We start from the raw sequence: 15,336 nt of genomic DNA on the forward strand, positions 1-15,336 counted from the left end.
AAGAGCCAACACCCGGAACCGGGCAGTCATCACGAGGAGGACAGAGCAATGACCGAAAAAGCCAACCTGAAACGCCGTCAGTTCCTGCTGACCGCGGGCGTCGGCGGCATGAGCGCCGCGGCGGCCGTGGTGGCCGTGCGGTCGACCGGCAGTGATGCCGGCGCGACCGCCACCACCGCGCAGACGGACAGGAGCGGATACCGCATGACCGAGCACATCGCGGCCTACTACCGCAGCGCGCGCGTCTGACCCCGAGGAGGAGAGCCAACATGACACTGACCCGTAAAACGGCGAGCGGCGCCCGCGCGCAATCGCGTCTGGCGCGCCCGGCATCGGCGGCTTCGCCGCGCACGATGGACCGCCGAACCTTCCTCAAGCGTTCCGGCATGACCGCCGGCGCAGGCGCCTTCGCATCGGCACTGCCTTTCTCGATGGTCGAGCGTGCGCAGGCCGCCAACCCGTCGGCAGCCGGCGGCAAGGTGGAAGTGAAGCGCACGATCTGTACCCACTGTTCGGTCGGCTGTGCCATCGACGCCGAAGTCGTCAACGGCGTCTGGGTCGGCCAGGAGCCGGTGTTCGACAGCCCGATCAATATGGGCGCGCACTGCGCCAAGGGCGCGTCGATCCGCGAGCACGGCCACGGTGAGCACCGGCTGCGCTACCCGATGAAGCTGGTCGACGGCAAGTGGGTGCGCATGTCCTGGGACGACGCGCTGAACGAACTGTCGGCGCGCCTGCTGAAGCTGCGCGAGGAAAGCGGCCCGGACAGCGTGTACTGGATAGGCTCGTCGAAGCACAACAACGAGCAGGCCTACATGATGCGCAAGTTCGTGTCGATGTGGGGCACCAACAACTGCGACCACCAGGCGCGCATCTGCCACTCGACCACGGTGGCCGGCGTGGCCAACACGTGGGGGTATGGTGCGATGACCAACTCCTACAACGACATGCAGAACTCGAAAGCGATCTTCTTCATGGGATCGAACGCCGCCGAGGCGCATCCGGTGTCGCTGCTGCACATCCTGCACGCGAAGGAGAACGGGGCGAAGATCATCGTCGCCGATCCGCGCTTCACGCGTACCGCGGCCAAGGCCGACCACTTCGTGCGCATCCGCTCCGGCTCTGACATTGCCATCCTGTACGGCGTGCTCCGCCACATCTTCGAGAATGGATGGGAGGACAAGCAGTACATCGAGGATCGCGTGTTCGGCATGGACAAGATCCGCGACGAGGCGGTGAAGTGGACCGCCGACAAGGTGGAGGAAGTCAGCGGCGTGCCGGATGATCAGGTAAAGCTGATCGCCGAAACGATGGCCAAGAACAAGCCGTCCACCGTGGTGTGGTGCATGGGTCAGACCCAGCACACGACCGGCAACGCCATCGTGCGCATGATGTGCAATCTGCAACTCGCCCTCGGCAATGTCGGCGTGGCGGGCGGCGGCACCAACATCTTCCGCGGCCATGACAACGTGCAGGGCGCGACCGACGTCGGCCCGAATCCGGATTCGCTGCCCGGCTATTACGGCATCGCGACCGGTTCGTGGAAGCACTGGGCGAATGTGTGGGGCGTCGATTACGAGTGGCTGAAAGGTCGCTTCGCGTCGCAGGCGCTGATGGAGAAGTCGGGCATCACGGTGTCGCGCTGGATCGACGGCGTGACCGAGAAGAACGAACTGATCGACCAGGACCCGAACCTGCGCGCAGTCGTGTTCTGGGGCCACGCGCCGAACTCGCAGACGCGCGGCAAGGACATGCTGGAGGCGATGAAGGCGCTCGACACGCTGGTGGTGATCGATCCCTATCCGTCGGCCACCGCCGCGATGGCGGCCAGCGCCCGCAAGGACGGCGTCTACCTGCTGCCGGCCGCGACCCAGTTTGAATGCGAAGGCTCGTGCACCGCATCGAACCGTTCGATCCAGTGGCGCGAGAAGGTGATCGAGCCGCTGTGGGAGTCGAAGCCCGACCATACCATCATGTATCTGTTCGCGCAGAAGTTCGGTTTTGCCGACGAGTTCACGAAGAACGTGAAGGTGACCAACAACGAGCCCAGCGTCGAAGACATCCTGCGTGAGATTAACCGCGGCACCTGGACCATCGGCTACACCGGCCAGTCGCCGGAGCGCCTGAAGATCCACATGCGCAACATGCAGGTGTTCGACCCGAAGACGCTGAAGGCCAAGGGCGGCATCGACAAGGAAACCGGCTACGTGCTCGACGGCGAGTACTTCGGTCTGCCCTGGCCGTGCTACGGCACGCCGGAAATGAAACACCCCGGCTCGCCCAATCTGTACGACACCTCGAAGCACGTGATGGATGGTGGCGGCAACTTCCGCGCCAACTTCGGCGTCGAGAAGGATGGCACCAGCCTGCTGGCGGCCGACGGCTCTGCCTCGAAGGGCGCCGACCTGCAGTTCGGCTATCCCGAGTTCGACCACGTGCTGCTGAAGAAGCTGGGGTGGTGGGAAGAGCTGACAGAGGACGAGAAGAAGAAGGCCGAGGGCAAGAACTGGAAGACCGACCCTTCGGGCGGCATCATCCGCGTCGCGATGAAGAACCACGGCTGCCACCCTTTCGGCAACGCCAAGGCGCGAGCGGTGGTGTGGAACTTCCCGGACCCGGTGCCGGTGCATCGCGAACCCCTCTTCTCGCCGCGTGCCGATCTGGTCGCCAAGTACCCGACGCACGAGGACAAGAAGGCCTTCTGGCGCCTGCCCACGCTGTACAAGAGCGTGCAGGACCAATTCGCCAATGTCGGCAAGGACTACCCGCTGATCATGACATCCGGCCGTCTGGTCGAGTACGAGGGCGGTGGCGACGAGACGCGTTCCAACCCCTGGCTGGCCGAACTGCAGCAGAACATGTTCGTCGAGATCAACCCGAAGGCGGCCAACGATCGCGGCATCCGCGACAAGGACATGGTGTGGGTGAAGTCGCCGAGCGGTGCGCAGATCAAGGTGCAGGCCATGGTGACCGAACGGGTCGGGCCGGACACCGTGTTCCTGCCCTTCCACTTCGCCGGCCACTGGATGGGCAAGGACCTGATCGACAGCTACCCGGAAGGGGCTGCACCGGTGGTGCGAGGCGAGGCGGTCAACACCGCCACGACCTACGGCTACGACTCGGTGACCATGATGCAGGAAACCAAGACCACGGTCTGCCAGATCATGAAGGCCTGATGCGGGCGCGATGAAACAACACGGGGCGGCGCGTCAGCCGCGCGTCGCCCCGGAGAACGGAGGACACCATGGCAAGAATGAAATTCATCTGTGACGCCGAGCGCTGCATCGAGTGCAACGGCTGCGTCACCGCATGCAAGAACGAACACGAGGTGCCCTGGGGCGTGAACCGCCGGCGCGTCGTGACCATCAACGACGGCGTACCGGGCGAGCGCTCGATGTCGGTCGCCTGCATGCACTGTTCCGACGCGCCCTGCATGGCGGTGTGCCCGGTCGACTGCTTCTACCGCACCGATGAGGGCGTGGTGCTGCATGACAAGGACCTATGCATCGGCTGTGGCTACTGCTTCTACGCCTGTCCGTTCGGCGCGCCGCAGTTCCCGCAGGCGGGCGCCTTCGGCCTGCGCGGCAAGATGGACAAGTGCACCTTCTGCGCCGGCGGCCCGGAAACGAACAACTCGGAAGAGGAGTTCCGCAAGTACGGCCGCAACCGTCTGGCCGAGGGCAAGCTGCCGCTGTGCGCCGAAGTGTGCTCGACCAAGGCGCTGCTCGGCGGTGATGCAGACGTGCTGGCCGACATCTATCGCCAGCGCGTGCTCACCCGCGGCAAGGGTGCGGACATCTGGGGCTGGTCGACCGCCTACGGCAAGCCGGACGCACCGGCCGCCGCCCCGGCGGCGGGAGGCAAATCATGAAGCCGCTGAGCGGAGCCGTCTGCCTGCTCGCACTCGCCGCCGCGCTCGCCGGCTGCGGCGAGAAGGAGCAGGTGGTGGTCTACAAACAGGGCCAGTACCAGGGCAAGGCCGACGGCAAGCCCTGGGACAACGAGGCCTTCTCCGGCGACAAGGGGAACTGGGAGGCGACCATCAAGGCGCGCAACCAGAGCCAGAACGAATATCGCCGCATCAACGGTTAGGAGAGCGTTCATGAGTCATGACATGACTGTACTGAAGCGCCTGCTGTGGATGGTGCTGACGCTGTGCGCGCTGGCGGGCGGACCGGTGTTCGCCGCTGACACGCCGCCAGCGACGGCGGCCGACCAGGCCTTGCGCCAGCAGTCGCAACCGCTGAACAACGCGCCGGTATGGCGCGAGGTGAGGTCGGGCGAGCAGCACTACACCACGGTGCAGGGCGTCGAGACCGGCGTGCTGATCCAGTCTGGCGGCCAGACCTGGCGCGCGCTGCGCAATGGGCCGGTGATGCTGTACGGCGGCGTCGCCTTCTGCGCCATGCTGGTTCTGCTGGCCGTGTTCTTCAAGCTGCGCGGGCCGATCAGGCTGTCGGAGGCAAAGACCGGCCGGATGATCCAGCGCTTCAACACGATGGAACGGATGTCGCACTGGGCCATGGCGATCTCCTTCTGCGTGCTGATGGTGAGCGGGCTGGTGATGCTGTTCGGCAAGCATGTGCTACTGCCGGTGTTCGGCTATTCGCTGTTCGCGACGGTGGCACTGGTATGCAAGAACATCCACAACTTCGTCGGGCCGGTATTCATCCTGTCTGTGCTGCTGTTCATCGTGCTGTTCGTGAAGGACAACGTGTGGCAGGCCATCGACGCGTTGTGGATCCGCAAGGCAGGTGGTCTGCTCACCGGCGAGCACGTACCGTCGCACCGCTTCAACTTCGGCGAGAAGACCTGGTTCTGGCTGGGTGTGGTGTTCCTGTCGCTGACCGTCGGCGCCAGCGGTCTGGTGCTCAACTTCCCGAACTTCGAACAGGGCCGCGCCGTCATGCAGATCGCGAACATCGTTCATCTGATCGGGGGGTTGATCGTGATGACGCTGTCGCTGGCGCACATATATATAGGCAGCATCGGCATGGAAGGCGCACTCGACGGCATGAAGACCGGCTATGTCGACGAAACCTGGGCCAAGGAGCACCACGAGCTGTGGTACGACGCGGCGAAGAAGGCTCAACCGGCGGAGACGTCTGCAGGCGGAATGCCTGCAGCGGCTCGCGTCTGAACGGGGGACTACGCATGAACAGAATGATCGTGTTGCTGCTCGGCGCCTTGCTGTCGACCGGCGCGCTGGCCAAATTGCCCGAACTGACCGAGGAGCAAAAGGCGGCCGCGGCCGAAAAGAAGGCCAAGGCGGACGAAGCGACCAAGAAAGGCAACGAGTTGCTGGCTGCTGCTCAGGACCGCGTGGCGGCGAAATACATCGAACAGATGAGGGCGAAGGGCGTCACCGTGACCCCGACGCCGATCGCGCCGCCGGCGGCACCGGCAGGAGCGGCGAACGCGCCGGCGGCGGCACCCGCGGCGCCCCCTGCAGCGAAGTAGGTAGGTCCGGAAGCAGCGTCACGACGGGCAACAAAGACAAAAGGCACCGTGAGGTGCCTTTTGTCTTTGGGTGAAGCGGATCGGTGCGGCGATCCGCTTCGTTCGCCTCAGCCGCCGAAGCGGTAGCGCACGCCCAGCCAGCCCGAGCGCGGCGCGCCCGGTGCGTAGAAGGTTTCATCCTCCCAGTTCGCCGTGTTGCTGTCGAAGCTGTTGTTCGGGCCGACGAAGGGGTTCTCGCCGATCTGACCCGCAGTGAAGTAGCGCTTGTCGAACACGTTATTCACCCGCGCAAACACTGACCAGCCACCGCCCAGCTTCGCGTCGGCCACCATGTTCACCACGGTGAAGCCGGACGTCTTGCCGTTCTCGTCGTGCTCGTTGTTCTCGTTGCCGCGAACATAGACGCCCGAGTGCGTAATTACGTCTGAACCCAGCGTGAGCCAGTCGGTAGCACGCCAGTTCAGACCGAGCTTGAACGAATGCTCGGCGATGCCAGGAATGCGGTCACCCGACTGCACGCGGATATTGTCGACGCCGCAGCTCGGATCGAGTGACGAATTCTCCGGCGACACGATGCACTCGCTCGAACGGTAGGTCGCGTCAACCCAGGTGTAGCCGGCGTTCCACATCAGGCTGCCGTAGTCGCCGCTCAGACCGAGCTCGACGCCGTTGCGCTGGGTCTTGCCGAAGTTCTTGAAATAGCCCTGACCGACCGTGTTGCTGGCGACGAACAGGATGTCGTCGCGATTCACCGCTCCAAAGGCTGCGACATTCCAGCGGATCGGGCCGGCCACGCCGCGGACGCCGATCTCGATGCTGCGGGTGACCACCTGATCGAGGCGCGGGTCGGCCTGCATCGCGTTCGGCAGCTTGCACGGTTCGTTCGGGTCGGAACAGCCCAGCTCGATCGGACTCGGCGCACGGTTGCCCTGCTGCGCGTTGGCGTACAGCGTGACCGCCGGTGTCAGCGCGTAGGTGGCGCCCAGAGCCGGGTTGATTTTGCTGTAGGTGTAGTCGCTGTTGAGACTGGACGTGGCATCCAGCTGGTCCATCGTGCGCACGCTGGTGTGGTTGTAGCGACCGGACAACGACACGGTTGCGTTGGTGATCGGCTTCCAGGTGCCGGTTGCGAACAGGCTCCACGTGCGGGTGCGTCCGCGCAGCTTCGGTTCCGGATCTTCCTCGCTGTCGGTCGGGGTGACCGAACGGTCGGGCAGGAAATCGCCTTCCTGCTCGGTCTGCTGGAACTTCGTCCGGCTGTGGTCGAATGTCGTGCCAACGGCCAGCTGACGGTCTTCGAGGATCTGTGCCCACTGCGCACTGAAGCCGTAGCCGGTCTGGCGGGTGCGGGTTCGGTTCAGCACGCCTTCCGGATCGCCCGGCGCGGCGAACTCGTCGTTGGCGTCGCCGTTGAGCGTACGTACGTTGTTCTTGCGCACATAGACGGTGCCCGACAGCTTCTGCACGTCGTCCAGCCAGTAGCCGCCATTCAGCGACAGCATGGTCATGCGGTTCTTCGTATTGTCGGGCGAGGTGAAGATCGAACGCCGGCGTTGCTCGTAGAAGGACAGCGGAGTCAGGCCATTGCCAATCAGATCACTGTTGGCGTGCGTGATGTTCAGGTCGAGCTCGTGCTTGGACGAGCGATGCGAAACCTTTCCGAAGAACTGGTTCACGTCCGACGGCGACAGATCGCGCCAGCCATCCTCCTTGAAACGGGTGGCAGTGAAGTACCAGCCCAGTTCGCCATTGTTGCCGCCGTGTTCGGCGGTCACCGCGCTGCGACCGAAGCTGCCGGTGTAGGCCTCTATGCCGGTTCCGGCGTGGCTGAAACCATCCTTCGTGCGCACCGACAGCGCGCCGCCCAGCGTGTTCAGACCGAACAGGGGATTCGAGCCCGGGATCAGGTCGATCGAGGCGATCGCGTTACGCGGGATCAGATCCCAGTTGACCACGTCACCGAAGGGCTCGTTCACCCGCACGCCGTCCTGATAGACCGACAGGCCTTGCGGCGTGCCGAGCAGGGGACTGGCAGTGAAGCCGCGATAATTCACGTCCGCCTGATACGGATTGCCCTGGATTTCATTGACGTTGACGCTCTGCAACTGGCTTCCAAGCAACTCGGGCAGACCACCAGATCCTGTATCGCGCAGCGCTTCCCGGCGGATCGACTGCACGTTGGCGGGGATCTCGTCCTTCGGCCGGTCCAGACCCGGCACCGGCGACGTACCGACAACCTCGACAGTCGGGGCCACTGTCTGCGCATGGCTCGCAAACGGCAGGCCGATCGAAAAAACGCCGCTGATGATCGCGGCGAGCGGGGTCAGACGCAGACGTTGTGCGTCGGTGTGCTTCTTCACGGGGTTACTCCTCTCGTTTCTGGGGAGTGCGCACTCGTTCTCTGAAGTGCGTCACTGAGACGACCCGACAGACAGGGTCCGATCGGAAGATAGCCAAGAGCCGGGAGCAAGGATCGGGAAAAATTCCCGATGTGGGCGGGCTGGCTTGTTTATCGCTTAGTGCGCTAATTGTTGGTTTGTGGCGCGTATTTACCTGGCGCCTGCTGCGTCAGTGATCGCCGTCTTTTGGACTGAGCAATTGCGTCGGGCTGGTGCCGGACACTACACCCAGACGAAGCGCGAGGTGCACCAGCGCAGCTGACGTGTTGACGTTCAGCTTTTCCTTGATGAGCGCTTGATAGTTCGCGACCGTCTTCTGGCTCAGGTTCAGCATCTGCGCACATTCTGCCGGCGACATGCCGCGCGCGAGCAGGCGGAAGACCTCGAACTCGCGTGCCGAAAGCGCGTTGATCACCTCGCGCTCGGCGTCGGGCGAGCGGTGTTCGACCACCCGTCGTACGTCCTCACTGAAGTAGCGCTCACCCTTCGCGACCGCTCGGACTGCCTCCAGCAGCACCTCGGGGGCGCTGCGCTTGCTGATGAAACCGCAGGCGCCGCTTTGGATGGCCTTATCAACCACCACGGCTTCGTCATGTACGCTGAACACCAGTACGCGCGCGCTCGCATCCCGAGCACGAATGCGCCGTATCAGCTCGATGCCGCTCGATCCGGGAAGCGAGAGATCGGTCACGGTAACCTTCGGCGTGCATTGCACGTAAGCGGTATAGCCCGCCTCTGCGTCCGGCGCTTCGGCAGCCACGCGGATGTCTCCGCCCGCTTCGAGCAGCCTCGCGTAGCCCGACCGTACGACAGGATGATCGTCTACCAGCAGCACGTCGATCATTGAGTGTCCTCCTCATCTTGTTCAGCCGGCGGTCGACATGGAATCGAGCATGTGACGAGCACGCCCCCGAGACGGCTTTGCCCGATAGAAAGGCTGCCGCCCAACATGGAGGCCCGCTCCTTCATGCCGAGCCAGCCCAGTCCCGCACGAACGCGTGCGACGTCGTGACCGATACCGTCGTCTTCGATGGTCAGATCGACCCGACCTGATTCCGGTTTGCCGTGCAGCATGATTCGAACGTGACCGGCGTGCGCGTGCTTCATGACGTTCGACAGCGATTCCTGCACGATGCGATACAGCGCAATACTGATCTGCTCACCGAGTTCGCCCAGTTCGCCGGACGGAAGAAGCGCGCAGCTTACTTCAGAGCGCTCCTCCCAGGACTCGCACAGTGATTGCAGGGCACCTACCAAGCCAAGACTGTCGAGCGCCGCCGGGCGCAGTTCGTACAGAAGTCCGCGGACGGTCTGGTACAACTCGTCCGCAGTCTCTGCGATGCGCGCGGCCGCTGCCTGTTCCGACGATGCACTCGGAAGAGTCGTACGCAGGAATACCGCATCGATCCTGATTGCGTTGCAACTCTGCCCGAAGTGATCATGAAGTTCGTGCGCAATACGCCGGCGCTCGGCTTCCTGCAGGCCGATCAATGTTTGCGCCAGTTCTCTGTTCCGTGCTGCAAGCTGCTGCAGTGCGTGCTCGGCCGCCACGCGCGACATGAGTTCACTGCGAGCCTCCCGCCAGCGAAGGAAGGAGAAAACGGCGAGACCAGCCAGCACGCTAAGCAGTACGAACACAAGCTCGTCCGCCTGGAAACCCTCGTAACGAGTGAGCTCCGCATGCAGTCTTTCGTAGAGTTCGGTGCGAGAACTCACCAAGAAAGTGAGCAGCGCCGTCGTACCTATCAGTGCACCTTCGAGTCGCCGTCGGCGTGCCGATGACTTGATGCCCTTGTGCACCGCCCTATATATATGCATGTATGTCCAACCCAGCCTTCACTGCTTGTTCGAGCACCTCATGCTGCCACACGCCGATGTCTCAAGATTTCGGCTTCAGTAACCGTGCTGCAAAGAAAGTCCCAACGGGTGTTGACCTGTTGCTGGAAAACCTTCATAATCTTTTTCTCTCGAACGCGGGGTGGAGCAGTCTGGCAGCTCGTCGGGCTCATAACCCGAAGGTCACAGGTTCAAATCCTGTCCCCGCAACCACCGATTCAACAAAACGGTGAGCGAGAAAAAGTTTCAAAAATGTTTGCGCAGATCTGAAAACGTGCTATAGTTTCACTTCTGTGCTGCAGCGAAAGCGGCGGCAAAACAATAACAAAGCAGCGAACGTTCTTTAACAAAACAAACAGCCGATAGGTGTGGGCACGGCGTGGTTGTAACGGCGAGCAGCTGTCGTTTCAGGGATTCCTGGGGTGGTGGTTGATCGCATGACAACTAAATTGAAGTGCTCATACGAATCAAAGGTTTTAAGCGAAAGCTTATACCTGTGAATTCTGACGAGTTTTGGGAATTAAACTGAAGAGTTTGATCCTGGCTCAGATTGAACGCTGGCGGAATGCTTTACACATGCAAGTCGAGCGGCAGCGCGGTCTTCGGACTGGCGGCGAGCGGCGAACGGGTGAGTAATACATCGGAACATGCCCAGTCGTGGGGGATAACACTTCGAAAGAAGTGCTAATACCGCATACGTCCTGAGGGAGAAAGCGGGGGATCGCAAGACCTCGCGCGATTGGAGTGGCCGATGTCAGATTAGCTAGTTGGTGGGGTAAAGGCCTACCAAGGCAACGATCTGTAGCTGGTCTGAGAGGATGATCAGCCACACTGGGACTGAGACACGGCCCAGACTCCTACGGGAGGCAGCAGTGGGGAATTTTGGACAATGGGGGCAACCCTGATCCAGCCATTCCGCGTGAGTGAAGAAGGCCTTCGGGTTGTAAAGCTCTTTCGGCAGGAACGAAACGGTGAGCTCTAACATAGCTCGCTAATGACGGTACCTGAAGAAGAAGCACCGGCTAACTACGTGCCAGCAGCCGCGGTAATACGTAGGGTGCGAGCGTTAATCGGAATTACTGGGCGTAAAGCGTGCGCAGGCGGTTGTGTAAGACAGGTGTGAAATCCCCGGGCTTAACCTGGGAACTGCGCTTGTGACTGCACGGCTAGAGTATGGCAGAGGGGGGTGGAATTCCACGTGTAGCAGTGAAATGCGTAGAGATGTGGAGGAACACCGATGGCGAAGGCAGCCCCCTGGGCCAATACTGACGCTCATGCACGAAAGCGTGGGGAGCAAACAGGATTAGATACCCTGGTAGTCCACGCCCTAAACGATGTCGACTAGGTGTTCGGTGAGGAGACTCATTGAGTACCGCAGCTAACGCGTGAAGTCGACCGCCTGGGGAGTACGGTCGCAAGATTAAAACTCAAAGGAATTGACGGGGACCCGCACAAGCGGTGGATGATGTGGATTAATTCGATGCAACGCGAAAAACCTTACCTACCCTTGACATGTACGGAACCCTGCTGAGAGGTGGGGGTGCTCGAAAGAGAGCCGTAACACAGGTGCTGCATGGCTGTCGTCAGCTCGTGTCGTGAGATGTTGGGTTAAGTCCCGCAACGAGCGCAACCCTTGTCATTAGTTGCTACGCAAGAGCACTCTAATGAGACTGCCGGTGACAAACCGGAGGAAGGTGGGGATGACGTCAAGTCCTCATGGCCCTTATGGGTAGGGCTTCACACGTCATACAATGGTCGGTACAGAGGGTTGCCAAGCCGCGAGGTGGAGCCAATCCCAGAAAGCCGATCGTAGTCCGGATCGCAGTCTGCAACTCGACTGCGTGAAGTCGGAATCGCTAGTAATCGCGGATCAGCATGCCGCGGTGAATACGTTCCCGGGTCTTGTACACACCGCCCGTCACACCATGGGAGTGGGTTTCACCAGAAGAGGCTAGCCTAACCGTAAGGGGGGCGGTCGCCACGGTGAGATTCATGACTGGGGTGAAGTCGTAACAAGGTAGCCGTATCGGAAGGTGCGGCTGGATCACCTCCTTTCTAGAGTCACAATCAGGTCGTGTCCACAACCTATCGGCTGTTAAAGAAGCAACAAGGGCAAGGAGCTCGGGCAAGTCAGCGATGACGAGCCCGCGTTGAGCACCCGACCCTGGAAGGACCGGGTCTGTAGCTCAGCTGGTTAGAGCACCGTCTTGATAAGGCGGGGGTCGTTGGTTCGAACCCAACCAGACCCACCAGATTGCCTGCATGAGTAAGTGCAGTCTTTGGGGGATTAGCTCAGCTGGGAGAGCACCTGCTTTGCAAGCAGGGGGTCGTCGGTTCGATCCCGTCATCCTCCACCACTTCCTTTGATGGGACGTCGGTTGTTCTTGTTGCCGTAGCTTTGAGTGTGAGGCGTGGGGTGCAGAGATGCTGCCCAGACCTCACCCGCAAGGGTGCGAAGTTTGATCTTTAAAAATTTGGAAGAAGTAAAGGGATGTCGGCGTTTCAACCGCGTCGGCATCTCATGGGTAGTGATTGCATCGTCCCACCTCTTTGAACCAGCGGTGGGATAGATAGCGCGAGCGCTTGAGAACTATCCTGTAGTGCGGTGTGAGACGCAAGTCGAGCACAGCGTTATAGGGTCAAGTGAATAAGTGCATGTGGTGGATGCCTTGGCGATCACAGGCGATGAAGGACGTGCAAGCCTGCGAAAAGCTGCGGGGAGCTGGCAATGAAGCTTTGATCCGCAGATGTCCGAATGGGGAAACCCGGCCCGTAAGGGTCATCCCTGGCTGAATACATAGGCCAGAGGAGGCGAACCGAGCGAACTGAAACATCTAAGTAGCTCGAGGAACAGAAATCAACCGAGATTCCCAAAGTAGTGGCGAGCGAACTGGGAGTAGCCTGCACGACTAAACCATTTACTTAGCAAAACGGTCTGGAAAGTCCGACGATACAGGGTGATAGTCCCGTATGCGAAAAGTAGATGGCGGGTCTGAGCGTGCGACAAGTAGGGCGGGACACGTGAAATCCTGTTTGAAGATGGGGGGACCATCCTCCAAGGCTAAATACTCGTGATCGACCGATAGTGAACCAGTACCGTGAGGGAAAGGCGAAAAGAACCCCGGGAGGGGAGTGAAATAGATCCTGAAACCGCATGCATACAAACAGTGGGAGCCTCGAAAGGGGTGACTGCGTACCTTTTGTATAATGGGTCAGCGACTTACGTTCAGTAGCGAGCTTAACCGAATAGGGGAGGCGTAGCGAAAGCGAGTCTGAATAGGGCGATTCAGTTGCTGGGCGTAGACCCGAAACCAGATGATCTATCCATGGCCAGGATGAAGGTGCCGTAACAGGTACTGGAGGTCCGAACCCACTAATGTTGAAAAATTAGGGGATGAGCTGTGGATAGGGGTGAAAGGCTAAACAAATCTGGAAATAGCTGGTTCTCCCCGAAAACTATTTAGGTAGTGCCTCATGTATCACTCTCGGGGGTAGAGCACTGTAATGGTTGGGGGGGTCATTGCGATCTACCCCGCCATAGCAAACTCCGAATACCGAGAAGTGCGAGCATGGGAGACAGACGGTGGGTGCTAACGTCCATCGTCAAGAGGGAAACAACCCAGACCGCCAGCTAAGGCCCCCAATGCGTGGCTAAGTGGAAAACGAGGTGGGAAGGCATAGACAGCCAGGAGGTTGGCTTAGAAGCAGCCATCCTTTAAAGAAAGCGTAATAGCTCACTGGTCGAGTCGTCCTGCGCGGAAGATGTAACGGGGCTCAAGCCACGAGCCGAAGCTGCGGATATGTCGTAAGACATATGGTAGGGGAGCGTTCTGTAAGTCTGCGAAGGTGTCTGGTAACGGATGCTGGAGATATCAGAAGTGCGAATGCTGACATGAGTAGCGATAAAGCGGGTGAAAGGCCCGCTCGCCGAAAGCCCAAGGTTTCCTACGCAACGTTCATCGGCGTAGGGTGAGTCGGCTCCTAAGGCGAGGCCGAAAGGCGTAGTCGATGGGAAACAGGTCAATATTCCTGTACCAATCCATGATGCGATGGGGGGACGGAGAAGGTTATAGCAGCCGGGTGTTGGACGTCCCGGTTTAAGCAGGTAGGCGTGCTGCGTAGGCAAATCCGCGCGGCTTAGCCGAGATGTGATGACGAGGAGCCACGTGCTCTGAAGTGCTAGATACCACGCTTCCAGGAAAAGCCTCTAAGCTTCAGTCATGGATTGACCGTACCGCAAACCGACACAGGTGGGCAGGATGAAAATTCTCAGGCGCTTGAGAGAACCCAGGAGAAGGAACTCGGCAAATTGATACCGTAACTTCGGGAGAAGGTATGCCCTTAGTAGGTGAAGTCCCTCGCGGATGGAGCTGAACGGGGTCGCAGAGAATCGGTGGCTGCGACTGTTTAATAAAAACACAGCACTCTGCAAACACGAAAGTGGACGTATAGGGTGTGACGCCTGCCCGGTGCCGGAAGGTTAAGTGATGGGGTGCAAGCTCTTGATCGAAGCCCCGGTAAACGGCGGCCGTAACTATAACGGTCCTAAGGTAGCGAAATTCCTTGTCGGGTAAGTTCCGACCTGCACGAATGGCGTAACGATGGCCACACTGTCTCCTCCTGGGACTCAGCGAAGTTGAAATGTTTGTGAAGATGCAATCTCCCCGCGGCTAGACGGAAAGACCCCATGAACCTTTACTGTAGCTTTGCATTGGACTTTGACGGGACTTGTGTAGGATAGGTGGGAGGCTGTGAGACGTGGTCGCCAGATCACGAGGAGCCATCCTTGAAATACCACCCTGGTGTCGTTGAGGTTCTAACCTAGGCCCGTGAATCCGGGTCGGGGACCGTGCATGGCAGGCAGTTTGACTGGGGCGGTCTCCTCCTAAAAGGTAACGGAGGAGTTCGAAGGTTCGCTTGGTACGGTCGGACATCGTACCTAAAGTGCAATGGCAAAAGCGAGCTTGACTGCGAGACTGACACGTCGAGCAGGTGCGAAAGCAGGACATAGTGATCCGGTGGTTCTGTATGGAAGGGCCATCGCTCAACGGACAAAAGGTACTCTGGGGATAACAGGCTGATTCCGCCCAAGAGTTCACATCGACGGCGGAGTTTGGCACCTCGATGTCGGCTCATCACATCCTGGGGCTGTAGCCGGTCCCAAGGGTATGGCTGTTCGCCATTTAAAGTGGTACGTGAGCTGGGTTTAAAACGTCGTGAGACAGTTTGGTCCCTATCTGCCGTGGGCGCTGGAAGTTTGAGGGGGCCTGCTCCTAGTACGAGAGGACCGGAGTGGACATACCTCTGGTGTACCGGTTGTCACGCCAGTGGCATCGCCGGGTAGCTAAGTATGGAAGAGATAAGCGCTGAAAGCATCTAAGCGCGAAACTCGCCTCAAGATGAGACTTCCCGGGGACTCGATCCCCCTGAAGGGTCGTGGAAGACCACCACGTTGATAGGCTGGGTGTGGAAGTGCAGTAATGCATTAAGCTAACCAGTACTAATTGCCCGTGCGGCTTGACCCTATAACCGTGTGCTCAACGAACCGTTGAATCAGCACCGGTGTGATCCAAGTGCCTCGCGCACACAATCACCCCATATCCTTTACTTCTTCCACATGTCGGCCCGATGCACCTCGCGC

At 60.2% G+C, this 15,336-nt stretch carries 9 protein-coding genes, 3 tRNA genes and 2 rRNA genes; 11 read left to right on the forward strand and 3 right to left on the reverse strand.

Annotated features, from left to right (window positions below; genetic code table 11):
- Positions 1-48: 48 nt before the first annotated feature.
- The 6 genes from METFAM1_RS0118915 to METFAM1_RS0118940 all read left to right on the forward strand — a co-directional run bounded on the left by METFAM1_RS0118915 (position 49) and on the right by METFAM1_RS0118940 (position 5,460).
- Entirely contained in the window at positions 49-249 is a 201-nt protein-coding gene (locus METFAM1_RS0118915) for a hypothetical protein (protein WP_019917118.1), read from the forward strand.
- A gap of 20 nt (positions 250-269) precedes the next feature.
- Positions 270-3,176 carry a formate dehydrogenase subunit alpha gene (locus METFAM1_RS0118920; RefSeq protein WP_024300851.1) on the forward strand — a complete coding sequence of 969 codons (2,907 nt, stop codon included), beginning with the start codon at positions 270-272 and terminating at the stop codon, positions 3,174-3,176.
- 68 nt (positions 3,177-3,244) lie between these two features.
- A complete protein-coding gene (gene fdh3B / locus METFAM1_RS0118925; protein WP_024300852.1) occupies positions 3,245-3,871 on the forward strand; it encodes a formate dehydrogenase FDH3 subunit beta in 627 nt (208 codons plus the stop codon).
- On the forward strand, positions 3,868-4,092 hold the full coding sequence (locus tag METFAM1_RS0118930) for a hypothetical protein (protein WP_019917122.1): 225 nt from the start codon (positions 3,868-3,870) through the stop codon (positions 4,090-4,092). The genes fdh3B and METFAM1_RS0118930 overlap by 4 nt, the downstream gene beginning before the upstream one ends.
- 22 nt (positions 4,093-4,114) lie before the next feature.
- On the forward strand, positions 4,115-5,140 hold the full coding sequence (locus METFAM1_RS0118935; protein ID WP_019917124.1) for a formate dehydrogenase subunit gamma: 1,026 nt from the start codon (positions 4,115-4,117) through the stop codon (positions 5,138-5,140).
- A 23-nt stretch (positions 5,141-5,163) separates the two neighbouring features.
- Positions 5,164-5,460 carry a hypothetical protein gene (locus tag METFAM1_RS0118940; protein ID WP_019917125.1) on the forward strand — a complete coding sequence of 99 codons (297 nt, stop codon included), beginning with the start codon at positions 5,164-5,166 and terminating at the stop codon, positions 5,458-5,460.
- 107 nt (positions 5,461-5,567) lie between these two features.
- On the opposite strand, the gene METFAM1_RS0118945 is transcribed toward METFAM1_RS0118940, so the two are convergent.
- The 3 genes from METFAM1_RS0118945 to METFAM1_RS0118955 all read right to left on the reverse strand — a co-directional run bounded on the left by METFAM1_RS0118945 (position 5,568) and on the right by METFAM1_RS0118955 (position 9,659).
- Positions 5,568-7,820, reverse strand: a complete 2,253-nt coding sequence (locus tag METFAM1_RS0118945) for a TonB-dependent receptor (RefSeq protein WP_019917126.1) — start codon at positions 7,818-7,820, stop codon at positions 5,568-5,570.
- A gap of 208 nt (positions 7,821-8,028) precedes the next feature.
- On the reverse strand, positions 8,029-8,703 hold the full coding sequence (locus METFAM1_RS0118950) for a response regulator (RefSeq protein ID WP_019917127.1): 675 nt from the start codon (positions 8,701-8,703) through the stop codon (positions 8,029-8,031).
- The gene (locus tag METFAM1_RS0118955; RefSeq protein ID WP_232419825.1) at positions 8,700-9,659 is read right to left on the reverse strand and encodes a sensor histidine kinase; all 960 of its coding nucleotides are present in this window, start codon (positions 9,657-9,659) and stop codon (positions 8,700-8,702) included. Before METFAM1_RS0118955 ends, METFAM1_RS0118950 begins: the two co-directional genes overlap by 4 nt.
- Before the next feature lie 172 nt (positions 9,660-9,831).
- On the opposite strand from METFAM1_RS0118955, the gene METFAM1_RS0118960 reads away from it, so the two are divergent.
- The 5 genes from METFAM1_RS0118960 to METFAM1_RS0118980 all read left to right on the forward strand — a co-directional run bounded on the left by METFAM1_RS0118960 (position 9,832) and on the right by METFAM1_RS0118980 (position 15,220).
- Positions 9,832-9,908 (forward strand) — tRNA-Met (locus METFAM1_RS0118960).
- 309 nt (positions 9,909-10,217) lie between these two features.
- Positions 10,218-11,750 (forward strand): 16S ribosomal RNA (locus METFAM1_RS0118965).
- Positions 11,751-11,870: 120 nt separating this feature from the next.
- Positions 11,871-11,947 (forward strand) — tRNA-Ile (locus METFAM1_RS0118970).
- 29 nt (positions 11,948-11,976) lie between these two features.
- Positions 11,977-12,052, forward strand: a tRNA-Ala gene (locus METFAM1_RS0118975).
- A gap of 280 nt (positions 12,053-12,332) precedes the next feature.
- Positions 12,333-15,220 (forward strand): 23S ribosomal RNA (locus tag METFAM1_RS0118980).
- Together the 16S and 23S rRNA genes with 3 tRNA genes alongside form the textbook arrangement of a ribosomal RNA operon.
- Positions 15,221-15,336: the final 116 nt, after the last annotated feature.

The sequence above is a fragment of the Methyloversatilis discipulorum genome (assembly GCF_000527135.1).
Classification (GTDB): domain Bacteria; phylum Pseudomonadota; class Gammaproteobacteria; order Burkholderiales; family Rhodocyclaceae; genus Methyloversatilis; species Methyloversatilis discipulorum.